The 22599-nt window shown below is 72.5% G+C and carries 19 protein-coding genes; 8 read left to right on the top strand and 11 right to left on the bottom strand.

Annotation, left to right across the window (positions count from 1 at the left end; translation table 11 throughout):
* Positions 1-138: 138 nt before the first annotated feature.
* Positions 139-306, bottom strand: coding sequence for a hypothetical protein (locus QC029_RS09515; RefSeq protein WP_279555067.1), 168 nt, complete (start codon positions 304-306; stop codon positions 139-141).
* On the opposite strand from QC029_RS09515, the gene QC029_RS09520 reads away from it, so the two are divergent.
* A complete protein-coding gene (locus QC029_RS09520) occupies positions 280-720 on the top strand; it encodes a hypothetical protein (protein WP_279555068.1) in 441 nt (146 codons plus the stop codon). The genes QC029_RS09515 and QC029_RS09520 overlap by 27 nt on opposite strands.
* A 354-nt stretch (positions 721-1074) precedes the next feature.
* Here the strand turns inward: QC029_RS09520 and QC029_RS09525 are convergent, their stop codons facing one another.
* Positions 1075-1812, bottom strand: a complete 738-nt coding sequence (locus QC029_RS09525) for a GntR family transcriptional regulator (protein ID WP_279555069.1) — start codon at positions 1810-1812, stop codon at positions 1075-1077.
* 831 nt (positions 1813-2643) lie between these two features.
* On the opposite strand from QC029_RS09525, the gene QC029_RS09530 reads away from it, so the two are divergent.
* Together QC029_RS09530 and QC029_RS09535 are read left to right on the top strand one after the other, a co-directional pair.
* Positions 2644-5262 (top strand): ParA family protein, encoded by a 2619-nt coding sequence (locus QC029_RS09530; protein WP_279555070.1) that lies wholly within the window; start codon positions 2644-2646, stop codon positions 5260-5262.
* A gap of 229 nt (positions 5263-5491) precedes the next feature.
* On the top strand, positions 5492-5878 hold the full coding sequence (locus tag QC029_RS09535) for a hypothetical protein (protein ID WP_279555071.1): 387 nt from the start codon (positions 5492-5494) through the stop codon (positions 5876-5878).
* A gap of 292 nt (positions 5879-6170) precedes the next feature.
* Here QC029_RS09535 and QC029_RS09540 read toward each other — a convergent pair whose 3' ends face one another.
* The 5 genes from QC029_RS09540 to QC029_RS09560 all read right to left on the bottom strand — a co-directional run bounded on the left by QC029_RS09540 (position 6171) and on the right by QC029_RS09560 (position 10290).
* Positions 6171-6551 carry a VOC family protein gene (locus QC029_RS09540; RefSeq protein ID WP_279555072.1) on the bottom strand — a complete coding sequence of 127 codons (381 nt, stop codon included), beginning with the start codon at positions 6549-6551 and terminating at the stop codon, positions 6171-6173.
* A gap of 124 nt (positions 6552-6675) precedes the next feature.
* Positions 6676-7701, bottom strand: coding sequence for a right-handed parallel beta-helix repeat-containing protein (locus QC029_RS09545; RefSeq protein ID WP_279555073.1), 1026 nt, complete (start codon positions 7699-7701; stop codon positions 6676-6678).
* A 144-nt stretch (positions 7702-7845) separates the two neighbouring features.
* Complete coding sequence (locus QC029_RS09550) at positions 7846-8385, bottom strand: GNAT family N-acetyltransferase (RefSeq protein ID WP_279555074.1); 540 nt, start codon at positions 8383-8385, stop codon at positions 7846-7848.
* A gap of 81 nt (positions 8386-8466) precedes the next feature.
* Positions 8467-9549 (bottom strand): hypothetical protein, encoded by a 1083-nt coding sequence (locus QC029_RS09555; RefSeq protein ID WP_279555075.1) that lies wholly within the window; start codon positions 9547-9549, stop codon positions 8467-8469.
* A 135-nt stretch (positions 9550-9684) separates the two neighbouring features.
* Positions 9685-10290, bottom strand: a complete 606-nt coding sequence (locus tag QC029_RS09560) for a potassium channel family protein (RefSeq protein ID WP_279555076.1) — start codon at positions 10288-10290, stop codon at positions 9685-9687.
* Positions 10291-10491: 201 nt separating this feature from the next.
* On the opposite strand from QC029_RS09560, the gene QC029_RS09565 reads away from it, so the two are divergent.
* Positions 10492-11433: a CBS domain-containing protein gene (locus tag QC029_RS09565; protein ID WP_279555077.1), complete on the top strand. Its 942-nt coding sequence runs from the start codon at positions 10492-10494 to the stop codon at positions 11431-11433.
* Positions 11434-11446: 13 nt separating this feature from the next.
* Here QC029_RS09565 and QC029_RS09570 read toward each other — a convergent pair whose 3' ends face one another.
* On the bottom strand, positions 11447-12970 hold the full coding sequence (locus tag QC029_RS09570) for a hypothetical protein (RefSeq protein WP_279555078.1): 1524 nt from the start codon (positions 12968-12970) through the stop codon (positions 11447-11449).
* A 528-nt stretch (positions 12971-13498) separates the two neighbouring features.
* On the opposite strand from QC029_RS09570, the gene QC029_RS09575 reads away from it, so the two are divergent.
* A complete protein-coding gene (locus QC029_RS09575) occupies positions 13499-14656 on the top strand; it encodes an acyl-CoA dehydrogenase family protein (protein ID WP_279555079.1) in 1158 nt (385 codons plus the stop codon).
* Between the two features lie 13 nt (positions 14657-14669).
* The gene (locus QC029_RS09580; RefSeq protein WP_279555080.1) at positions 14670-16769 is read left to right on the top strand and encodes a SpoIIE family protein phosphatase; all 2100 of its coding nucleotides are present in this window, start codon (positions 14670-14672) and stop codon (positions 16767-16769) included.
* A gap of 11 nt (positions 16770-16780) precedes the next feature.
* On the opposite strand, the gene QC029_RS09585 is transcribed toward QC029_RS09580, so the two are convergent.
* Together QC029_RS09585 and QC029_RS09590 are read right to left on the bottom strand one after the other, a co-directional pair.
* Positions 16781-18106 (bottom strand): hypothetical protein, encoded by a 1326-nt coding sequence (locus QC029_RS09585; protein ID WP_279555081.1) that lies wholly within the window; start codon positions 18104-18106, stop codon positions 16781-16783.
* Positions 18107-18271: 165 nt separating this feature from the next.
* A complete protein-coding gene (locus QC029_RS09590) occupies positions 18272-18916 on the bottom strand; it encodes a TetR/AcrR family transcriptional regulator (protein WP_279555082.1) in 645 nt (214 codons plus the stop codon).
* A 77-nt stretch (positions 18917-18993) separates the two neighbouring features.
* On the opposite strand from QC029_RS09590, the gene QC029_RS09595 reads away from it, so the two are divergent.
* Positions 18994-19494 (top strand): FBP domain-containing protein, encoded by a 501-nt coding sequence (locus QC029_RS09595; RefSeq protein WP_279555083.1) that lies wholly within the window; start codon positions 18994-18996, stop codon positions 19492-19494.
* Positions 19491-20243: a sulfite exporter TauE/SafE family protein gene (locus QC029_RS09600; protein WP_279555084.1), complete on the top strand. Its 753-nt coding sequence runs from the start codon at positions 19491-19493 to the stop codon at positions 20241-20243. The genes QC029_RS09595 and QC029_RS09600 overlap by 4 nt, the downstream gene beginning before the upstream one ends.
* 32 nt (positions 20244-20275) lie before the next feature.
* On the opposite strand, the gene QC029_RS09605 is transcribed toward QC029_RS09600, so the two are convergent.
* Positions 20276-22429: a TerD family protein gene (locus tag QC029_RS09605; RefSeq protein WP_279555085.1), complete on the bottom strand. Its 2154-nt coding sequence runs from the start codon at positions 22427-22429 to the stop codon at positions 20276-20278.
* Positions 22430-22599: the final 170 nt, after the last annotated feature.

Consider the following 22599-nt stretch of genomic DNA (forward strand, 5'->3'; position numbering starts at 1 on the left):
CGGCCACGAGACGGGAACGCGTGCTTCCGGCGAAGTAGGGACGCCCCACGGCCCCTTGGCCGCAGCGGTGGCGCACCGCGCCGGCCCTTCGCCCGGCCGCGTCGTCGCGGCGCGGCCGGGCGAAGGCCCGGCGTCCGGTCAGGCGGGGAGGTCGCGGAGGTCCACGGGAGTGCAGTCGCGCAGTTCCAGGACCTGCCGGTGGGCCACCGTCCACCGGATCGCCGGATGGTCGTGGGCGACCTCCTCCAAGCCGTCGGTGACCGGCTCCAGCGTGGCCGGGTGGTGGACGATCCCGGCCCCCCCCACACCGCGGCCCGGCCCACCAGCGCCGCCACGTGCCCCTCCCGCAGTTGCGGACAGGCCCGCACCGAGAGGCGGGCGCAGGGCACGCACACCGGCGGCGCCGTCGTCCGCTCCCCCTCCTCCACCGGCCGGCCCACGTCCCGCAGCACGAACAGCCACGGCCCGCTCCCCGTCGTCGGCCCGCCGCACACCTGGCAGAGCATGCGCCGCACCGCCCGCCGCTGCCGCAGCGCGTGCACCAACTGGTACTGCGGCCTGCCCCGGCCCGGCGCACACGCCTGCCGCACCCACAGCACCCCGCGCCCGTCCCGGTCGTACGCGGGCTCCCCCGGATACCCGACCCCCTCACCGTCCGCTCCCACCCGCCGCACCACCGGCGGACGGCGCGCCCGCTCCCGGCTCCACGAGGCGATGTAGGGAACCGGCCCCGGCACCGCACCCTCGCGGGACGGCGCGCCCGGTCCCTCCTCGGTCAGGTACGTGTTCATGAAGCCTCCACTCAGATTGCATGCAGGACGTCGGCCAGAGCCGACTCGGGGACGACGCGGCATCGTGGGGACGACGGATCCAGTCCCCTCAAGTCCGTCCGACCAGAAGCCCTGAGGAGGCGTAGGCGCGTTCGGGCAGCCCGAAGAAGGCCGCCAGGGACTCGCCAACCTCCCTAGGGATATTTATAGACAGCTTCCCTAGGGAGGTCAATCGGTCCGAGCCCAGAACACCGAAAAGGGAGCCCGCCTGAGGTGGGCTCCCTGGAGTCGGTTGCGGACGGTTCTAGCTGTTCAGGTGGTACTCCATGACGTAGACGCCCGCGTCCAGCAGCATCCGGTTCATCTCGACGGCGCGGCCGTCCTCGGTGAACGCGGTGCGCCAGATCTCCACCACCGGCGTTCCCTCCGCGAGGTGCAGCCGCCCGGCCTCGTCCTGACTGGGCATGCGCGCCCGCAGCTCCTCGGTGAAGCGGACGGGCTCCAGCCCCAGCTCCGCCAGGCGCGCGTAGGTACCGCCAGGCCCGGTGTCGGGCTGGGCGATCGCGGTGTCGCGCACCAACTCGGCCGGCAGGTAGGAGGTGGCCGCCTGGACCGGCTCGCCCTCCACCACGAACACGCGGTCGCGGACCACGACCGGGGCCCCTTCGGCCAGGTCCAGCACGTACGCCACATGGTCGGGTGCGGCCGTCTCGTAGACCTTCAGATCGGTGACCGACAACGGACGCTCACCCAGGTCCGCGGCCCAGATGGACCGACCCGCGCCCCAGCCCTCCTGGGCCAAGCGGCGGTTGGCCACCCGCCGGATCGGCCGGAACTCCCGCACATAGGTCCCGCTGCCTCGCCTGCGGACCGCCAGTCCTTCCGTGACCAGCAGCGTCAGCGCCCGGCGGGCGGTCTCCTTGGCCACGCCGTACTCGCGCACCAGGGCCGGCTCACCAGGAAGCCGGGCTCCGCGAGCCAGCTCGCCCGACTGGATACGCTCCCGCAGCGCGTCGGCGATCTGCCTGGCACTCTCCGCCATCGATGGCCCTCACTTCCCTAGGGTGCTTCCCTTCCACCTTGGCACAGAAGTTCCAGAACCGATTCCGCGAGTGCATCCGCCACCCGTCGACCGTGCGACCGGCCCCGGCTCGCCACAGTTGGAGTGAGTAACAACCTTCTCCACAGGTTCAAGGCGGCTCACTACCGGGCCGCCGTTCCTGTCTCCGCCCCGGCACCCGCCGACCGCGCGCTAGCAGCAAGCACCTGGGTTGCTGTCGAGCGGGTCGGTGGCTGGGACGGTCGGCGTCGCGACTTACACAGCCACCTTGGGGCGAGCCTCGCACCGAAGCTGTTACGCCGATCCCCGAGGTAGACCTCTGCACGTCCTCTTTCGATCTTCACATCGACCGACTCCAGCAGCCACCGAACACCACGATCGGCGATCGCCGCTAGACTGCCGGGGATCATGGCAGGGGGACGGTATCTTGCTAGAGGATGCAGCACGAGCGCGCCAGCGGGAATCCAAGCTGCTACAAGAGCACGGCCAGATGTGTGGCGCTGTCTACCTGGTTGGGTACGTCATCGAATGCAAGCTTAAAACCCTCCTGCATAAGATGGGCAAGCGTTTCCCTCGGTCAGGATCTGCTGGACATGACCTGCGAGGGCTCTGGGATGCGGCTGGCCTCAGAAGTCAAGATCTAAGCGGCCACAAAAAGGCCTTTATGGATACGTGGACTACGAGTCTCAGATATAGCGCCAAATTACCCGAAGGGACTTCGGCGGAAGAACTCCTCCGCGGAGCACAAGAACTATCCTCGTATGTAACCTCTCGAATTCGTTACGCCCGCCCATACAATAGAGGAGGAAGTCAATGACCGGCGAGGTCACGACTAGCCGATCTATCCGGCAGCAGATCGAGAGTAACGCCCGTTCCGCCGGTTTGGCCGATGCTCAAATCTATGTTGCCGAAGACGGCTTTGGGTCCTTTTTGGTCCGAGTGGTCCACGAATTGCTAGATGAGGTAAGCGACTCAGAGCGGCGTAAAATGCTCCTCAAGGGAGTGACTAATTTTGTATCAACTGCCGAGCTAATCACTCCCAGCGAAGAAGAGTGGTACGGCCCGCCGTTCAGCGAAGCCACCGGTCAGATGCCTCTATGGCATGAAGTCCTAAGCCGCCCAGTCTCAGATGATGAGCTGACATTCGCCACTGATCTAGACCAGGACATTGAGCTCCCAGCTATCGTCACTTTCTACTCCCTGCGGGGCGGAGTGGGGCGCACAACTGCTCTTGCAGCGGCTGCGCGCATTTTGTCTGAGCGCGGCCGTCGACTGCTTTGTATTGACATGGATCTCGAAGCACCGGGGCTCGCTACCGTCTTGGGTTGCCCCGAACCTAGGGAAAACCAAGGAGTACTTCCGCTTCTTTTGGCTCTAGAGCGAGGCGATGAAGTAGACATCAGAGATCACGTACTGCGAGTCATTGAGGGCGAGGAACTCTATTGCCTGCCGGCAGGGCAACTCAGCAGCGACTACGCTGATCGCCTTCGCTTGCTGGACCCTGAAGTCTGGTACAGAGAGGCCGATAATCCGCTTCACAAACTTCTACGGTTGGCAAAAGATTCAGCACTTGAACCGGACCTGGTGCTCCTCGACTCCCGCACTGGAATTTCTCCAGTTGCCGCACCACTCCTGTTTGACGTATCAGACCTAGCCGTCATTTGCTTCTATCCCCATCCTCAAGCAGAACGGGGCACTGAGCTTCTCGTCAAGGCTCTCATGTCCGCCAAAAGCCGTAGGACCACATCCGGCATTCCGCTCACACCCGAACCACGGTTCATCGTTTCCCCACTGCCACCAGGACCGTCTGCGGAGAGTGTTCTCACGCGCGCAGTCACGTGGATCGACCAGTGGATCGGGGATGCCCAGAGCCGCCGTAGTGAAGAATACGGCCAGCTTCGAGCAGACGAAATCACCCACGCCGTAAGTTACTCGCCAGATACCGCCTTTCGAGACAAGGTCAGCAATGGTGTCGCAACTCGCGAAGCCTATGGAGCGGTGGCAGATTGGCTGGAGCAGTTGCTACCTCAGACGTACGCGCTTTCAGCTTCAAGCAGAAATCGAAAGTCTGATGTACTGGAGCAGCTTGACTTCTCTACTGGCACAGCAGAGCAGCAAGCCAGCCTTCTTGACGACTTCGTGCACACTCGTGTAGCACAACAAGCACTTGATCCCCGATCCCCGCTGGTGATCGGGCGTAAGGGCACAGGGAAAACAGCCGTCTTCCGCTGGCTCATGGAGAGGTATCCAGACAACGAGAATCCAGTTATCGTTTTTTCCCCTCATGCATTCAGGCATTCCTACAGATGGACCCTCGGCTCCCAGGCCCTAGAAATTATTGAACTGGAATTCCCGGGGGAGTCAGTCTGGACGACCTTCTGGCCTTGTTACACGGCACTAGCGGCATACTTCACTCTGCCGCAGGAGGAGCGCGCAGGACCGCCCGCCAGATTCGAACTCAGCGCAGAGACTCTTAATTCCGTCTACGATGAGCTATCCACGCTCGACGTAGTCAGGCATATGATGAGCCGCCCTATGGCCGGGCTTCTTGGTTCCCGCTGGCTGAGAGACATCAACAGCAGTGCAAAAAACCGGCATATTCTGCTATTCGATGGCCTCGACACTGGGTTTGGAAACAACGCCGAGAGCCGAAAGAGAAGGACTCGCGCCGTCACGGGCTTGATGACCTTTCTGACAGAATCAGAAGCTCATCTTTCTTCATTGTCTTTCAAAGTGATGCTCCGGGTGGACATCTGGCAACAGCTTCGCTTTGAGAATAAGAGCCATCTCTACGGGCGCTCTGTTCAGCTTATGTGGCGGGATCAGAACGACTATTTCAAGACTGTGCTGAAGCAAGCTATTCGCAGCGAAGCCTACCGAGAGATGCTCGCAGAACTGAGAGTCGGCCCCGCTGTCGATGACTGGCGTGACGATGAAGTGCGCCGCGCTTGGAATCTCCTCGTCGGGGAGCGAATGAAGGGAGGCAAAACAACCTTCACGCGCAACTGGGTGTGGAACCGCCTAGCCGACGGCCAAGGGGATCACGGACCACGTTCCCTCTCCCAACTATTCCATGCGGCCGTTCAATGGGAGAAGCGTGAAGAAGCACGGAGCAGTTACGACCGCAGCATCATGAGGCCGCGAGCTCTTGTTCCCAGCCTTGATAAGGTTAGCGTCGAAGCGCTTGGCGCTCTGCAAGAAGAGTTCCCAGAGCTTGATGGAGTTGTGGAGGCTCTAAGAAATTTGCGGAGAACTCCGATCGAGCCAGGGGAAATTGAAGCAGTTGATCCAACTGCTGCCGAGCGTGTTGACCTTGCTCTCGAGGTAGGTCTGTTGGAAATCTATGAAGGCACACAAGACGATGTACGCCGGTACAGAGTACCCGACCTATACAGGCTTGCGCTCGGGTTGACGCGGCGAGGACAGGCATAGCTCCTTGTTTCCATGTGCCAGTTGGTGAGACATGGTGAAACCGCCAGATGACATCAACCTCGGAATACGGATTGAGGCCACCATGGAAGAAAAATGAGCCACTTGCTCCGCAAGAGTTAGACGGGCCCCACAACTCGGTAATTAAACTTGCAAATCGGATGCCTCAGGAACTCTGACACAAGTCGCCCTACATGGGGAGACAGCACCGGGAGTTGGAGACGATGAACCCATGCGCTACTTCAACCAGACGGGTTGGCTTGCCATCTTCAACGGTACGGAGTCGGTGATCGGACGCACCGTGGCTGTGGAGGCGTGGGACGAGGCCACCGGCACGGCCCTGGTCGTCGACCCCCAGCGCGGTGCGCTGCGCCTGGTCACGGACTACCCGGACTTCTCCCACCTGGAGCGAGCCGATCAAGTCGTAGCCGCCGTACCCGGTGGCGGGTGGCGCGCCTACTGGAAGGACGAGGGGCCCGACAAGACACCGCTGACCGAGCAGGTACTCGCGTGGCTGATCACAGCGAAGGGACGGGCCACCCCCATCACCGTCGACGCCACCGGCCACGTGGACGACGCCGAGGACGCCGACCGCCTGATTCCTCCCGGAGAGGACTGAAGCAGCAAGGCGACGAGCTCCACGCTCAGCCCGGAACGTGGGCGAAGGGTAGCCCCATCGTGGTCGTGCCAGAGCGGGCGGGGAGGAGCGGTCAGCAGCGGTCACTTCAGTCCCCATCATGATGGGGACTGTGGGAGCGTCCGTGCGGGTCAGGGGTGCGATGCGAGGGTGATCGCGCGGTGATTCCCAAGCTCGGGGCGCGGGTTCGGTTCCCGTCAGCCGCTCCGTGGCGAAGGCCCAGGTCGCAGACCTGAGCCTTGTGCGTTGTGGGGCGTGAGGGCGTACGGACGCGTCAGGCGTCCTGGGGGTACCAGCGCAGTTCGACGGTGTTGCCGTCCGGGTCGAGGACGTAGACGGACTGGGCCGTGCCGCGGGCGCCGAAGCGCGGGCCCGGGCCGTCCACGACGGTGAGGAGGCCGGAGTCCACCACCTCCTGCCAGTCCAGCGGTTCGACGACCAGGCAGATGTGGTCCACGTTGGAGCCGCTGCGGGGGCCGGCGACCAGGTCGATGATGGTCGTGTCGCTCACCCGCACCGACGGGAACGGCGCCTTCCCCGCGCGCCACTCCTCCACGCGGACCGGCTCCAGGCCCAGCGGGCCGCAGTAGAAGTCGAGGGACCGTTCGACGTCCTCGACATTCAGTACCAGGTGGTCGAAGGCGATGACGCGCACGGCGTTCTCCTCGGCGGGGGTTGGGGAGGGACGGGGTTGAAAAGGGGCTCGAGCCGGTCGTGACGCTACCCGTCGCGGGCGCGGGTGGGATCGGCCGTTGGTCCCCCGTCCGGGGGAGGAGCCGTCAGCCGACCACGGGTACGCCCGGGGTGACCAGTGCGGCGCCGCCGGTGCGGGTGTTGTCGGCGGTGACGGTCGTCGGGCAGGCGGCGCTGTGGTGGGGGGCGTGGATGGCGTAGCGGTTCGGGCCGGTGGCGCCGGTGAGGTCGGCGTGGTTGGCGCGGAAGACGTTGCCGCAGCCCCAGCCGGGGTCCTGGGTGTGCACCTCGAAGCCGTTGTTGGTGGTGTTCACGCCCCGGTTGCCCTCGATGACGTAGCCGTTGCCCTTCACGTCGATCCACGAGTCGTCGTAGTTCGCGCCGGTCAGGCCCGTGCCGTCGAAGGTGTTGCCCGCCACCCGGCCGCCCGTGGTGCCCTCCTTGAGGTCCACGGCCTCGCCGCGCACCCAGGGGCCGATGGTGTTGTCCAGGATCCGCACCCGGTCGCTGCGGTCGGTGAGCGTGTTGGCCGTGCCGACGTACACGCCCTCGCCCATGCCGCGGCCGTCCCGGCCGGTGTCGTAGATGCGGGAGCCGCGGATCAGGCCGTCGCTGCTGGACCGGCGGAAGTGGACGCCCTCCATCGTGAGGCCGTGGACGGTGACGGAGTCCACGACCACGCCCGGCGCCGCGTCGATCATGATGCCCTTCTGGGCGTGGGTGAGGGTGATGCCGTGGACCGTCCAGTGGGCGGCGCCGTCGAGGTGGAGCGCGTTGCCGCCGCCGGTACCCGTGCGCAGGACCGCCGCCGGGGAGCCGGTGAGGGTGATCCGGGCGTCGGGGCGCGCGGCCGTGGTGGCCTTGAAGTTGCCGGTGTAGGTGCCGTCGGCGAGCCGGATGGTGTCGCCGGGGGCCGCCGCGGCCAGGGCGGCCTTGAGCTGGGACGCCGTCGAGACGGGGACGGTCCGCGCGGCGGGACCGGCGGGACCGGCGGTGGCAGTGGGGGCGGCGGCGGCCGGTGCGCAGGCGAGCGCGGTGGTGAACACAGCGGTGAACGCGGTGGTGAACACCGTGGTGAACGCGGTGGCGAGGAGCGTGCTGCGGGTGCGCATGGGGGCCTTCCGTCGGGTGTGGGGGGTGACGGCCCGGAGGAACTCCGGTGCGGCGCGCGGCGCTCGGTGCTCGGCCGGTGCGCGCGGGGACCAGCGTGCCGCATGAGCGCGGCGAGGTATAGACCAGCGCGGCCGGTTCCCCGGTCAGTCCGCCGCCTCGAAGTCCTTCTGCAGCACCGAGCAGGGCCGGCCCTGGTGGAGGTCCCCCCGCTGGTCGACCACCCGGTAGCCGAGCCCGGTCCAGAACCGCAGGGCCGCCGGGTTGCCGTCCAGGACGGCCAGGCGCGCGCCGTCGCGCCCCATGGCCCGGAAGCGGTCCTCCAGCAGACCGGCGGCCGCGCGCCCGTAGCCGCGGCCCTGCGCGTCGCCGCGGATCAGCAGCAGGCCGATCCACGGGTAGGGGTCGAGCGGATCGGGGTGCTCGTGGAGCACGCAGGCCACCCCCACCAGCCGCTCCGGCCGGCCCGGCGGCTCCGGCACCTCGCGCAGGAGCAGGACCTCGGCGGCGGAGTGCTCCAGCTCCGGGCCGAGCGCCGACGCCACCTGCTTCGGGGCGATGCGCTCCGGATCGGGGAAGTCGCCGCTGATCCGGTGGTAGGCGGCGTTGGAGGCGTAGACCTCCGTCAGCTCGGCGAGCAGCCCCGGCGTGAGGGGGCCGGCGACGGGAGCGAGTTCCAGGATCACCGGTACCACTGTAGGACCGCGGCCGTCCCGGCGCCGCCGCGCCGACGCGCCGGCGCCCGCGGGTGTCAGTGCCCGCGGGTGTCAGCGCAGCAGCACCAGGAGGACCGCGCACAGGGTCGTGGCGCAGACGGCCGCGGCGGCGATCCCCGCCATCCGCCGCCGCGAGGGGACGGCCACGGCCTCGGTTCCGGAGCGGCCGGGGAAGGCGTAGAAGACCCGGTCGGGGACGTTGTCGACGGCGATCCGCGCCAGGGGCAGCGACCGGATCTCCACCCTCCGCGCCACCTCGCCCTTCCGCACGGCCAGACGCGGCTCGACGGCCGCGCGGTGTACGGGGTCGAGTCCGCCGGGCAGGCGGTCGCCGGGGCCGAGGACGGCGTCCAGCCAGTCTCCCCGGGCCGCCGCCCGCCGCCGTACGGGGAGCGGCGGGCGCCTCTCGGGCAGTCTCACCGGGTCCCTGTGGGGGCGTCGCTCGACGATGCCCTCGGTCCAGAACGTCCGCACCCCCGCGCCGCCGCAGTCGCCGTGCTCGGCCGTTCCCTCCCCGCCGCACTTCGGGCAGGGGACGGAGCCCTTCCCCCCGCACAGGGCGCACGTCGTACGGCCGCCGCCCCGGCAGTGGGGGCAGGCGGCCCGCGGGGCGCGGCACTTCTCGCACGCGACCCGCTTCACGGGTCTGTCCCCGTCGGCCTCCCGGTCCTCCGGGACCCTCGCGCGCCGCCGCCTCCCGGTGCCCTCGCACACCAGGCAGCAGAGGGTGTGGCGGCAGTCCGGGCACGCCACCGACTCCTCGCAGGGGATCCGCTCGCGCCCGTCGCACCGGCGGCAGGGCTCCCTGCCGCCGTCGCAGGCGCACTCCTCCTCCCGGACCGAGCCCTCCCGCACCAGTTCCAGGCGCTGCGACCGCCTCGGGTCGGCGGGCGGGGGGACCGGGTGGTCGTACAGCTCCTCGTAGCGGGGCCGGTCCGAGAGGTCCTTCCCGCCCTTCTCCTCCCGCTCCACCTCCCTGCGCGTCTCGACGGAGCGGACGACGAGGCAGTGGAGGAGCGAGTGCCAGGTGAGCCGGTAGGTGCCCTCGGCGCGCAGGTCCACCGAGCCGCCGCGTTCCGCGATCTCCCGCTCGACCGCTCTCAGGGCCTCGTCCTCGGTCATCCGTCGGGCCATGGCCTCCCCCTCCCGTCCGCCGCGCCGTCCACCGCGCCGTCCGCCGTGCCGCCCGCGGCGCGGCATCGAGGCTTCCCGCGCGAGGCGGCGGGTAAGCGGTGGTCCGGATGCGCGCGGGGGCGTTCGCACGCCGGCTCAGGCCTCCGGTCCGGGGGACGCCTGGCGGCGGAGCGCCGACTTGACCGTGTCGACCACGAGCCGGGCCGCGACGCCCACGAGGAGGAGCCCGCCGGCCATCTGCACCATCACGATGATCCGGGCCGCCTGGGAGAGGGCCGTGATGTCGCCGTAGCCGACGGTGGCGAACGTCGTGAGCGTGAAGTACAGGGAGTCGGTGCGGGAGAGGGGCTCGGTGAAGCTGTTCGGCTCGGCCCTCTCCAGGAGGTGGTAGGCGGTCGCGAAGAGCAGCAGGAACAGCATCAGGACGCTCACCAGCGCCTCGACGGCCCGCAGGATCGGGCGGGTGGACCGCTCGATCTCGCGGATCTCCCAGAGGAACAGGGCGAGGACGGCGAGCAGTCCCAGGACGAGGATGACGGCCGTGCCGCCGGTGAACTCCTCGTCCACGGGCAGCAGGTAGTACGCGGCGAGGAACGCCGCCGTGATGACGGCCGGCCGCGCCGCCGCGACCACCGCGGGGACGCCGCGGGTGCCGCGGGCGTCACGGGCGGCGCGGGCGGCACGGATGCCCTCCCGGCTGTCCGGGGGCGGCTGCCGGCGAGGCGGGCCCGGTGGCGGCACGTGCGTCTCCCGGTGTCTCGGTCGCGGCCCGCGAGGGCTTCGGCGGACAGGCGGCAGCATAGGTTCGCGGCGGGGGCCTCCCGCGCGAGGCGGCGCGGACGGTCACCCGATCGGCGCGGTGCGACCGGCCCGGAGGCGCGTCCGGGGGAACGGTGCGAGACTGACTGCGCAGGTGGCCGGTCGCGCCTCCGGGAGGTTGCCGTGAGCGACTTCGAACGCCGTTCCGCCGGGAAACCCGCCGGAGAGCCGGTCGGGAAACCCGCCGGGAGAGGGGTCCGCCGCACCCTGCCGGCCCGTTCCCGGCCGCCCGGGGAGCGGCAGCGCCTGGACGTCCTCCAGCGCCACCTCGGGGCCGTCGCGGCCGCGGCGGCCAGGGCGAGCGAGCGGACGCCGAGCCCGGAGGAGGCCGCCGCCCCCCGCTCGGCCGGGGAGCGGCGCCGAACGCCGGCGCGACCGCGGGTCCGTGACGTCATGAGCGCCCCGGCCGTGGCCGTACCCGGCGACATGCCGTTCCCGGACGTCGCCCGGACCCTCTCGCGGGAGCACCTGAGCGCCGTGCCCGTGGTCGACGCCGAGGACCACGTGATCGGCGTGGTGTCGGAGTCGGACCTGCTGGCCAAGGCCGCCGTCATGACCGAACCGCACCGGCACGGCTCGGCCGGGAGGACGCGGGAGCACCGGCTGTACGGGAGGGGCCGCGGCGAGACCGCCGCCACCCTGATGACCTTCCCGCCCGTCACCGCCCGTCCCTGGCAGCCGGTGGGCGACGCGGCGTGGACGGCGGCGCGCTCGCGCGTCAAGCGGCTGCCGGTGACCGACCACCACGACAGGCTCGTCGGGGTCGTCAGCCGCTGCGATCTGCTGCGGGCGCTGGTCCGCGACGACGAGGAGGTCCGCGAGGAGGTCGAGGTGCTGATCCGGCGGGAGTTCGGCCTCGACCCCGGCGCCTACCGGCTGGCGGTCGAGGGCGGCGTCGTGGCGGTGACGCACTGGCCGCTGGCGGAGTACGTCCCCGAGGTGCTCGCCTCGGTGCGGGACGTGGAGGGCGTGGTGGACGCCGTCGACCGGCTCGACGGCGTACGGCCCGCGGGCGGGGCCCGCCCCGGCGGAGGCGCCGGAGGGGGTGCGCAGGAGCGGTGGTGAGGGCGTCCGCCCGTCACGGGCGGACCGCGACCGTCCAGCCGTGGTGGTAGGTGCCGGGCACGGGGTGGCGCGGCCAGTCGCGCGCCCAGGACGGCGGGTCCGCCCGGCGCATGACCACGGCGTCGGACCGCTCCGGGGCCCGCGGGTCCGTCCTGAGGCAGCCCGCGGCGTGGGCGATGGGGATGGCCGAGTTGTTGCCCGTGACCGCGCACGGGGCGCGTACGCCGTGCGCGTGCAGCACCGCCGCGACGCGCTCCCAGTCGCCGCGCGCCCGCTCCTGGATGCCCGCGTGCGTGCGCACCAGGACGGTCTGGACGGCCAGGTGGCCCGCCAGCACCGCGACGAGGACGACCGCCACCGGCACCGAGCGGCGGGCCCGGTCCGCGACGCGGAGCAGCCCGAGGGCGGCGGGCACGGCGAGCAGGGCGTAGCCGGGGGCCAGGAAGCGCGGCGCGGCGTAGGGCAGCAGGAAGAAGTACTGCCCCAGGAGCGACGCGGCCGTGACCACGGCCAGCCACAGCGGCGCCGCCTCCCCCGTGCCCGCCATGACCCACGGCGTACGGGCGCGGTGCGCCGCCCGCAGCCCCAGCGCGGCGAGCAGCCCGAGCAGCGGCCACCACTCCACCGCGGCCCACCACACGCCGTCGTCCGTGCAGGGGCGGCACAGCAGCGGGCCGTCCAGCGAGGTGAGGTGGGCGGCCACGGACAGCACCGGCCGCATGCCGCCCTGGACCTCGCTCGCCTCGGCCAGCCGCTCCGCCACCCCGCCGAACCGCAGCCGCGCCTCCACCACCCACGGCAGCGCGCCCGCCGCGACGCCCCCCGCCACGGCCAGGAGCCGGGCCCGGCCGCGCCAGGCGGGCACCGCGACGGCGGCGAGGAGCAGGGGGACGGCGGCGGCCACGCCCTCGTTGGGCCGCATCAGGGTCGCCACGGCCAGTCCCGCGGCCAGCCCGGCGCACCGGGCGGGGCCGGGCCGCCCCCGTCCCGCGAAGCAGCCCACCGCCGCGAGCGCGCCCATCGCCGTGTAGTGGTTGGGCATGGCGGCGTTCGCGTAGAACAGGGCCGTCCACAGGGAGCCGTACAGTGCCGCCGCCACCCACACCGCCGACGGCCGGGACACCACCCGCAGCCAGGGGCGGAAGCCCAGGTACAGCGCGGCGCCCGACAGCGCCAGCAGCCAGACCCTCAGCAGCACCTCCGAGCCGCTCCAGGAGGCGACCGGGAGCAGCAGCAGGGGGACGCCGCGGGTGCGCGGGGCGCTGAACGGGGTCGGGGGTCCGTGGGGGGAGAAGCGGCTGGCGTAGACGGTCTCGTCCCAGCCGAGCGGCAGGGTGAGCGGCACCAGGGCCGCGGCCGCCAGGGACAGGAGCACGCAGACGGCCGCCAGCCTGCGGGCCTCGCGGCGCAGGGCGCTCGGCGAGCCCGGCGCCGCGGCCGTACCGCCGATGCCGCCGGGCCCGTCCCGGCCGGCGAGGCCGCCGGGGACCAGTACCGTGCGGCCGAACGTCAGCGCCCTGCCCGTCGCGGCGTCCACGCGTCCTCCAGCCGGTCCTCGTGCGCGGCCTGCGGTCTGCTCCCCCGCCCGCCGTTGTACCAGCGCGCCGGCCGGGTGGGCGCGCGCCCGCACCGCGGGGCGCACCGATCGGACGATCGTCGTACGGCAGCCGGCCTACGGCCGCGCTCCCGCCGGTTCCCCGGCTGTGCCAACGGATGCCAACGGATGCCAACGGATGCCGCCGGGCGCCACCGGATGCCATCGGATGCAGCCGGGCGCGGCGGGGCGGCCGGGCGGCGGCCCCGCGCACGGAGGCGGAGGCGGCCCCGTACCCTCTCCGTGAGGATCATGGGTACGGCGCGGGACGGCGCACGGGGGCTCCGCCCGCGGGCGCCCGGACCGGGCGGCGGGTCCCGGGCCGTCCCGGAGGCCGGTGACGTCCGGACTGCCCGATACGCGCGGTCTGAAGTAGGCTACGGCACCGTTGCCGTCCGGCAATGGTGCCGGAGACCGTGACGCCCGCCGATGCTCTCGACCGGGTCAGCACGTGAGGAGCGGAGTACAACGGTGGTGCGGATCGAACCGGGGACCGCGGTCTCCATGGCCCGGGAGATCGCCGAGGACGTCCTGGCCCCCGAGGCGGCCGCGGTCGACGCGGAGCAGCGGTGGCCCGAGAAGGGCGTGACGGCCCTGCGGTCCCGGCTGGGCGGGCTGGTCGTGCCCGAGCACTCCGGCGGCATGGGGCACGGGCTGCTGGCCGTGGCGCAGGTGGGCGAGGCGACGGGCCGGGCGTGCGCGTCGACGTCGATCTGCTTCGGGATGCACCTGGTCGCTTCGGCCGTGATCTCCGCGAAGGCCGGCGCGCGGCAGCGGGAGCGGTACCTGGAGCCGATCGCGGCCGGTGAGCACCTGACGACCCTGGCCCTGTCGGAGCCGGGGACGGGCGGCGAGTTCTGGCTGCCGCAGACCCGCATGGAGCGTTCCGGCGCGGACCGGCTGCGGCTGACCGGCGCCAAGAGCTTCGTCACCAACGCCGGCCACGCGGACTCCTACGTCGTCTCCACCGTCGCCACCGGCCCGGGGACGCCGCCCGGGCAGTTCTCCTGCACGGTCCTGGACGCCGCCACGCCGGGCCTGGAGTGGGGCCCCGAGTGGCAGGGGTTCGGGATGCGCGGCAACGCCTCGCGCGGCCTGGAGCTGCCCGGTGTGGAGATCCCCGACTGGTGCCTGCTGGGGGAGGAGGGCGACGAGATCTGGTACGTCTTCAACGTCGTCGCCCCCTACTTCCTGACGGCCATGGCCGGCACCTACCTGGGCGTCGCGGCCGCCGCCCTGGAGGAGGCCCGCTCCCACCTGCTGCGGCGGCGGGCGCGCGCCGGACGCCCGCTGTCCGGCAACCCGGTCGTGCAGCACCGGCTGGGCACGATGTGGGCCCGGGTGGAGCGCACCCGGCGGCTGATCTACCACGCCGCCTCCGAGGCGGAGCTGGGCGGCCCCGAGGCCCTGCCGGCGCTGGCCTCGGCCAAGGCCGAGGTCGCCGACGCGGCCGAGGCGACCGTCAACGACGCCCTGACCCTGGTCGGCGGGATCGGCTACGGGGCAGACTCCCCGCTGCACCGGCTGCTGCGCGACGCCCGCGCCGCCCACGTGATGTCACCGGTCACCGACGTGCTGCGGGTGTGGACCGGCAAGGCCCTGCTGGACGAACCGCTGCTGGAAGGCTGACGGCGCAGTGACGATGTCCGGTGAGAGAACCCGCATCCTGCTGGTGGACGTCCTCCCCGAGACCGCGGAGGACTTCGAGGTCGCCTTCGACACGAAGGAGGCCGAGCTGGTGCCCGTCACGGCCACGAGCGTCCTGGAGCACACCGGCGGCACGCCGGGCGAGCGCCCGCCCGCGGTGGTGGTGGTCGGCCGCCGGGTGACGGCGCCGGTCGGCCTCGTCCACGCCCTGCGCCCCCACCCGGCGGACCTGGCGGCGGTGGTGGTCGCCACCTCCGTCACCGACTCCCGGCTCACCACGCTGCCGATACTCTTCTCCGCCGACCTCGTCCGCCGGGTCCAGGACGTGCGGGCCGACCGGCTGCCGGAGACGGCCCGCGAGCTGATGGACGGCATCTCCCGGCGGCGCGCCGAGGCCGTGGTGCGGGCCGCCGCCCAGCGGCAGCTCGTCGCCGGCACGGTGATGAGCCGGCAGCTGGGGGAGCGCCTGCTGGGCGAGTTCCTCACCCAGGCCCCGATAGGCGCGCTCATGCTGGACGACGACGGCGCGGTGCTCGCCTGGAACCACCGGGCCGCGGAGATCCTGGAGCTGGACGACCACAACTCGCTCCGCCGTCCGCTGGCCGGGCTCTTCCCGCCGGACACCCGTGCCGCGCTGCGGCAGCACCTGGCCGCGGCCCGGGGGGAGTCCTCCCCCGGGCCCGACGTGGTCTTCGAGCGCACCAGGCCCGACGGCACCGGGCAGGCCCTGCGCATAGCCCCCCAGAAGGTGACGGACTCCGAGGGCCGCGAGCGCGTGCTGGTGCTCGCCGAGGACGTCACCGACCGCCTGTACGCGCAGCGCAAGCTCGCCGAGCGCACCGGCCACGCCCTGCTCAGCGCGGAGGTCGCCGCCGCGATGACGGCCCCGGGGCCGCTGGCCGAGCGCCTGCACCGCTGTGTGCGGGCCACCGCGGACCGGCTGGGCGCCGACCGCGCCTGCATCTGGACCCTGAAGCCCTCCGGCGAGCCGGAGCCCGCCGCCTGCGCCGACGCCGACCGCACGACCGGCGCCGGGGACCTCCACCCCGAGCACGTCGACACGTCCCTGGTCGAGCGGATCGCCGCCGAGCGGCGCCCGCACCTGGACATCACCCCTCCCGGCTCCCCGCGGGCCGGGGCCGGGGCCGGAGCCGGGGCCGTGCGGTCCCGGGGGTCCTTCGCCGGCTATCCGCTGGTCTCCGGCGGGGAGCTGATCGGCGTGCTGACCCTGAACACCCGTCTGGCCCTGCCCGGCTCCACGCTCTCCATCCTGGAGAGCGTCGCCGACCAGGTGGCCGTCGGCATCCGGCAGGACCGCCTGCTGCGCCGGCTGCGCGCCACCACCCAGGCCCTGGAGCACCCGCTGCTCCCGCCCCGCCTGCCCGAGCTGCCCGGCTTCGACCTCGCCGCCCGCTACCACCCCTTCGGCAGCGGCCTGCACATCGGCGGGGACTTCTACGACGCCTTCACCACCCCCGACGGCCGGCACGTCCTGGCCCTGGGCGACGTCTGCGGCAAGGGACCCGGCGCCGCCGCCATCACCGGCCTGGTGCGCCACACCCTGTGGGCCGCGGCCCAGCACACCACCGACCCCGAACACGTCCTGGGCCTGGTCAACAACGCCCTACGGCGCCAGAACACCCCCTTCTGCACCCTCGTCTACGCCGTCATCGACCCTCCCGGCGGCTCCTCGGAGGGCACCGCCCGCGTCCGGCTGGCCTCCGCCGGGCACCCCGCCCCCCTGCTGCGCCGCGCCGACGGCACCGCCGTGCCGCTGGACGTGCGCGGCCCGCTGCTGGGGGTCCTGGAGGAGATGCACCACCCGGTGACCGAGGTCGACATGCGGCCCGGCGAGACCCTGGTGCTCTACACCGACGGCTTCACCGAGGGCGCCGGGGCGGCGGACCGCCGCGAGCCCGAGGACCTCGCCGCCCTCGTCGCCGGGCATCCGGTGCCGGCCGGCGCCGAACGTCCCGCCGACGGCGTCGTGGCGGCCCTGCTGGAGGACGCCCACGCCTGGTGGGGGGAGCGGCTCCGCGACGACCTGGCCGTCCTCGCCCTCACCGTCCTCGACGGGGCGGCCGCCGCCCGCTGAGCGCGGCCCCCTCAGGGGCGGGCGCGGAGGTTGGTGCCGTTCAGGCAGAGCGCGATGTTGCGGACCGCGGCGGTGAGCTCCTCGATCACGCGGGCGGCCTGCTCGGCGTCGTGGAAGGCGGGACGGTCGGCGGACGCGGACAGGGAGGTGTTGAGGTCCTCCGTGAGCCGGCGCACCGCGTCGATGTCCTCGGCGGGCGGCGCGGCCGGGACGGGGGCCGCGGGAACCGCCGGGGTGGCGGGGACGAGGGGTACCGGGTCCGGGGCGGGCGCGGGTTCGGCGTTCTCCACCGGGGCGGGCGGGGCCGGGGCGGGCGGGGCCGCCGCGCTCACCGCGGGTGCGGGTGCGGGAACGGGGGCGGGCGCCGGAGCGGCCGGGGGTTCGGCCTCGGCCGGCTGTTCCGGCGCGTGACCGGGCGCGTGACCGGCCGCACCGGGGCCGGACGGCCGGGGCGGCCCGCCGGCCGGGGCGCCCGGGCCGGCCGGAGCGGCGGGGGCCGGACGGGCCGCCGCCTCCCCCGCGCCGTTCACCGCCGGAACGTTCCATCCCCTGCCGGGCTCCACCGCGTCCGGCGAGAGCCTGGTCTGCGGCAGCAGGACGTTCTCGGACGTGCCCGGGGACCACAGCGGCGCCGACGGCTGCGGCGCGGTGGGCACGTGCTCGGCCTTCCACTGCAACCGGTAGCACTCGACCTGGTCGGCGCAGGCGGCGCGGGCGTGGAAGACCGCGCTGCCCTCGCCGAGCTCGGGGTACCAGAGGTTCGGGCCGGGGAAACGCACCGTCCGCATCCGGGGCTTGATGGGCTCCGCGCAGCCGATGCAGCAGCCGGCCGGCACGCACAGGCCCGCGCCCTCCTTCTGCGCGGCGGCGCGGGGGCCGATCTCCCCGCGGTACTCCCCGTTGCTGCAGGGCGGCAGTTCGCCGCAGGTGCGGCAGACCGCGTAGTGCTCCGGCAGCACCTGCCAGCCGTGGCTGATGGGCGCGCACCAGTGCTTGGGCGCGGAGCGCGGGAAGTTCTCGTTGCGCAGGACCAGGACCACGGGGCGCTTGTAGAAGTCGGCCCGCTCGGGAGGTTGGGTGTCCAGCCGCCCGTTCATCCGGCGCAGGTCCTCCGAGTGCCGCCACAGCTCGACGTGTTCGCGCCAGGCCTGCTCGTAGGAGAGGGGCCAGGGGTGGTCGCGGTACTCGTCGATCTCCAGGATCCGCCAGGGCTGCCGGTCGAAGACGACGACGTGTCCGCTCCTCAGGCGCAGGTGCGTACCGTTGTCGCCCTCCTTCGGCCAGTCGATGCGGCCGACGCGGGTGGGCTGGTCGGGGAGCCCTTCGCGAACATGCATGACACGCTCCTCGGCAACGGGACAACCAGGGTCATCATGGAGCAGTTTCTACCATTCTGAGGCATTTCGGACTCCCAGCCGTTCAGACACGCGCACCGGCCATCGCCCCGCCCCGCCGACCGGTATGACGGCTCGTCACACAACACCGGCGCCGCCCGCCCCCGTTCACCCCCGCCCGGCGCCGGCGGACGGAAGTGAGGAAGGGGGCGGGGAAGGAGAGGGGGACGGGGACTGGGACTGGGACTGGGACGGCCAGTTCTCCAGCAGCGTGTGGAGGGCGTCCAGACCCCGCTCCCACGACGCCCGCACCTCGCGCGGGTGCCCGAAGCCGCCGATCGCCTCCAGGGCGGCGTAGCCGTGGAAGGCGCTGCGCAACAGCCGTACCGCGTCGGTCAGATCCGGCTCCTCCAGCCCGTACGCGCGCAGCATCGCGTAGACGACCCCGACGGCACGGGCGTACGCGGGCGAGGCGGCGGTGACGGCCGGGTCCAGCCGCACCTGGGTCGCCGCGTAGCGACCGGGGCGCTCCAGCGCGAACTCGCGGTAGGCGCCGGCGAAGGCGACCAGGGCGTCCCGGCCCGAGCGGCCCGCCACCGCCGCCCCGAGCCGGTCGGCGAACTCGCCCGTGGCCAGCACCGCCACCCGCTCCCGCAGGTCCCGCAGGCTCTTCACGTGCGCGTACAGGCTCGCGTCCCGGACCCCGAAGCGCCGCGCCAGCGCCGACAGCGTGACGTTCTCGAAGCCCACCTCGTCGGCCAGGTCGGCGGCCGCCTCCGTCACCCGGTCCGCCGTCAGCCCCGCACGGGCCATGAGCGCCACCTCCGCGCAGCATTCCTAGGGGTATTAATGTTTTGCCTAATGTACCTAGGAATGGTTGGCTGCCCGCCATGAGGCCACTGACCGAGAAGGACATCCGCGCGTCGTTCGTCAACTGCTCGAAGGGGGAGGCCAACCGCATGGCGCTGCCGCGCGACCTGGCCGAACGACCGTGGGAGGACCTGGACTTCCTCGGCTGGCGCGACCCCGCGGCCCCCGACCGCGGCTACCTCGTCGCCGAGCGCGGCGGCGGGCTCACCGGCGTGGCGCTCCGCTCCCCCGCCCGGCAGCCGGGCCGCGTCCGCCGCGGCGGCGGCATGTGCTCCCTGTGCCTGACCACGCACCCGGCCGACGGCGTCGCCCTGATGACCGCGCCCAAGGCGGGCCGGGCCGGGCGCGAGGGCGACTCGGTCGGGCTCTACATGTGCGGCGACCTCGCCTGCTCCCTCTACGTGCGCGGCAGGAAGGTCCCCGACGGCGGCGGGCGCTTCGAGGAGTCGCTGACGGTGGCGGAGCAGGCGCGGCGGACCAGGGACAACCTGCTCGCCTTCCTCGACAGGCTCCACGCGTGAGCCTCGGCCCGGAGCAGGTGGCCGCGGTCTGCCTCCTGGCCCTCCTCGCCCACGGCCTCAAGGGGCTGACCGGCTTCGGGCCCGCGACCCTGTTCGTACCGGTGGCGTCGCTGCTGTTCGGCCAGCCGACCGCCGTCGCCGCCTCCGGGGTCCTGGACGCGACCTCCGGCGCGGCGCTCACCGCCGCGGACCCGCGCGTCCGCCGGGGCCGGGAGGGCCTGTCGACCGGCGCCTTCATGGCGGCGGGGACGGCCGCCGGGGTCGTGGCCCTGACCCGCGTCCCCGACGCGGTCGCCGCCGCCGCCTTGGTGCTGGCGGTCCTCGCCGGCCTGGCGTCGGTGGTCGACGCCGGGCGGCGGGGCCCGGTCGAGGTCTCCCGTCCGCTCGGCGCCCGCGACGGAGGCGTCGGCCTGCTGGCCGGGTTCGTCGGCGGGCTCACCGGGATCGGCGGCCCGCCGCTCGTCGTCCACCTCCAGCGCGTCCTGACCCCGCACGACCTCAGGACCGTCGTGACGCGCGCCCTGCTGGTGTCGGCCGTGGTGCGGGTCGCCACGTTCCTCGCCGTCGGGGACGACGGACAGGTCTCGGACGCGCTGCTGCTGGCGCTGGTGTGCCTGCCGCCGCAGCTGGCCGGGCTCCTGGCGGGCGCCCGGCTCTCCCGCCGCACCTCCCCGGCCCGCCTGGCGGCGGTCAACAGCGCGGTCGTCGCCGCCTCCGTCCTGCTCGCCGCCCTCAACGCCGTGCTGTAGCCGCCTCCTTCACGGCCGGGCGGGCGCCGGGGTCATCCCGCGGGGGCCTCGGACCCCTGCCGGCGGGACGGGCGCTGTTCCAGGCGGGCGACGACACCGGAGTGGAACCGGTGCACGGCGTCGTCGACGCTGCGGATGAACCCCGTCTCGGCGTTGCCCCGTGTGACGCCCATGCCCTTGAAGAGGGACAGCCGGAAGCCGGTGATCCGCGCACCGTCCTTCGGGAGCATGTCGCCCGGCTCCGGACGAAGCCGTTCCAGGGTGCCGCGCGGGCCCCGGCCCTGGCCCTCGACGAGGGTCTCCACATGGAGGTCGGCCGGGGCCCCGGCCAGCTGCCGCACCAGCCGCTTGGCCCAGCTGAGGGGGTAGCCCTGTTCGGGGGCGGGGATCTCGACGGACGTACGCAGTTTGCCGGTGCGCAGGTCGGCGGTGATCGCGAGGATGCCCGGCGTCCCCTCGACGCGCAGTTCCGCGTGCAGACGGCCGTCCTCGCAGAACCGGTCGGCGAGGGCGGCGCGGCGGGAGTGCGGTTCGGTGCCGCGCCGGGCGCGCTGAACGGGCAGGACCTTCTGGCCGAGTTCGCCGCCGAGCCGCAGGCAGACCTGGCGGACGAGCCGCTCCCAGCTCTCGATGACCTCCAGGGCGCGCCGGTCGCCCTGGCAGAGGGTCTCGGTGTCGATGGCGTTGCGCACCGGCACCCAGGCCGGGCCCATGTTCTGGAAGCCGTGGCAGCCGGAGTTCTCGTGCTGGAGGTAGTGCAGGAGTTCCTGGAGGAGCCATGCGTGGGCGGCGTTTCCGACGCCCTCGTGGCGGATCAGCATCTGGGCCTGGTGCGCCACCTCGGCCCAGGACAGGTGCCGCAGGGCGACCTTGTGCCTGCGGCGCCGGTCGATCCTGACGTCGACCAGGGGACTGCCCTCCAGGGCCACGTCGTTGGACAGCGTGATCACGGCCTCGTAGCCGCGCCGCGCGGCGATGTCCATGTAGTCCTGGACCTGCTCGGCCCTGAGCGGGTTGCCGTTGGTCTTCGTCTCCACCAGGGCCGTCCAGAGCTTGCCCGCGCGCTCGACCCGGATCACGCCGTCCGGGCGCTTCGGGGAGTCCCCGTGCGGCAGCGAGACCTCCGTGAACGTCTCCATCCGGCCCGCCGGAGCGCCGAAGGCGGCGGTGATGCGCCGGCCGAACTCCGGCACCTGGGCCATCACCGACAGCAGGATCGAGGTCGCCCGCGTCTCACGCTCCCGGTCGCTCTTCAGCGAGGAGACGGGGAAGAGGCGGGCCTGCCGCCAGGACTCGTTCTCGGCCAGGGACTTCCCGGCGGTCCTGGGCAGGGTGACCTTCTTCCGGGCCGTGCGGGGGCGCCGGGCCGGAGCCGGCGCCCTCCCCTGGGTCGGCGCCCCGCCCGGGTCCGCCGTCTTCCCCGGGTCCGGCGCCTCGCCCGGGTCCGGCGCCGGCTCGCGGCGAACCGGTTGCCGGGGGACGCCCGGCAGCGGCCCGGTGGAGGCCCCCGCGCCCGCCTCGGCGTCCGCCTGCGGCTGCGACCCCTCCGGCTGCGACCCCTCCGACTGCGGCTGCGGTTGCGGCTCCTCCGGCCGCGACCGCGGCTCCGGCGCCGCCTCCGCCGCCCGCTCCTCGGCCGCGTCGTCCTCGACGTCGATCCCGAAGTCGGTCGCCAGGCCCGCCAGACCGGTCTCGTAGCCCTGTCCGACGGCCCGGAACTTCCAGCCCTCCCCCCGCCGGTAGAGCTCACCGAAGATGAACGCGCTCTCCACACCGGCGTCGTCGATCGAGAACCCGAGCAGGACCTCACCCGCGCTGTCGGCGAGCGTCACCCCGAGGCCCTCGAGATCGCCGAACCGGGCGCCGCCGTAGCGGCTCGCCCCGACGACGACGCGTTCGACGTCCGGGGGCATCGCGGTCAGATCGAGGCTGATGCGGTCCTCGCTGCCGTTCGCCGTGGGGGTCTTCCCCAGGAGCTGCACGCTGCCGTCGGCGGCGGCCGGATTGTTGTAGAAGAAGAAGTCCGCGTCCCCGCGCACCCTGCCGTCGGCGCCCACGAGCAGGACGGAGACGTCCGCGTCCCCGTCCCCCGTGGCGCTGCTCCAGCTCAGGCTCAGCACCACGGATCCCGTGTCCCCGCTCAGAGCCGCCAGATCGACGTTGGCGCCCTTGACCATCTCGTGCATGTGCCCCCCCAGGTACACGGCCGCGCCGGGGCACCGGCGACCGACCGCTCGCTCTTCTGTGACGTGGCGCACACTCCCCCTGTGCGCAGGGTGAACCCTAACCCCGGACGTCACGTCGCGCGGGTGGAACGGGCAAGTGGTACGGACGACGGCCCGGGACGGGACCCGAA

It is taken from the genome of Streptomyces sp. DH37, assembly GCF_029813835.1.
GTDB lineage: Bacteria > Actinomycetota > Actinomycetes > Streptomycetales > Streptomycetaceae > Streptomyces.

Coding starts and splice junctions, on each gene's coding strand:
- QC029_RS09525 (WP_279555069.1), bottom strand. CDS start 1,812: ATGGCGGAGAGTGCCAGGCAGATCGCCGACGCGCTGCGGGAGCGTATC.
- QC029_RS09530 (WP_279555070.1), top strand. CDS start 2,644: ATGACCGGCGAGGTCACGACTAGCCGATCTATCCGGCAGCAGATCGAG.
- QC029_RS09535 (WP_279555071.1), top strand. CDS start 5,492: ATGCGCTACTTCAACCAGACGGGTTGGCTTGCCATCTTCAACGGTACG.
- QC029_RS09545 (WP_279555073.1), bottom strand. CDS start 7,701: ATGCGCACCCGCAGCACGCTCCTCGCCACCGCGTTCACCACGGTGTTC.
- QC029_RS09555 (WP_279555075.1), bottom strand. CDS start 9,549: ATGGCCCGACGGATGACCGAGGACGAGGCCCTGAGAGCGGTCGAGCGG.
- QC029_RS09580 (WP_279555080.1), top strand. CDS start 14,670: ATGTCCGGTGAGAGAACCCGCATCCTGCTGGTGGACGTCCTCCCCGAG.
- QC029_RS09585 (WP_279555081.1), bottom strand. CDS start 18,106: ATGCATGTTCGCGAAGGGCTCCCCGACCAGCCCACCCGCGTCGGCCGC.
- QC029_RS09590 (WP_279555082.1), bottom strand. CDS start 18,916: ATGGCCCGTGCGGGGCTGACGGCGGACCGGGTGACGGAGGCGGCCGCC.
- QC029_RS09595 (WP_279555083.1), top strand. CDS start 18,994: ATGAGGCCACTGACCGAGAAGGACATCCGCGCGTCGTTCGTCAACTGC.
- QC029_RS09605 (WP_279555085.1), bottom strand. CDS start 22,429: ATGCACGAGATGGTCAAGGGCGCCAACGTCGATCTGGCGGCTCTGAGC.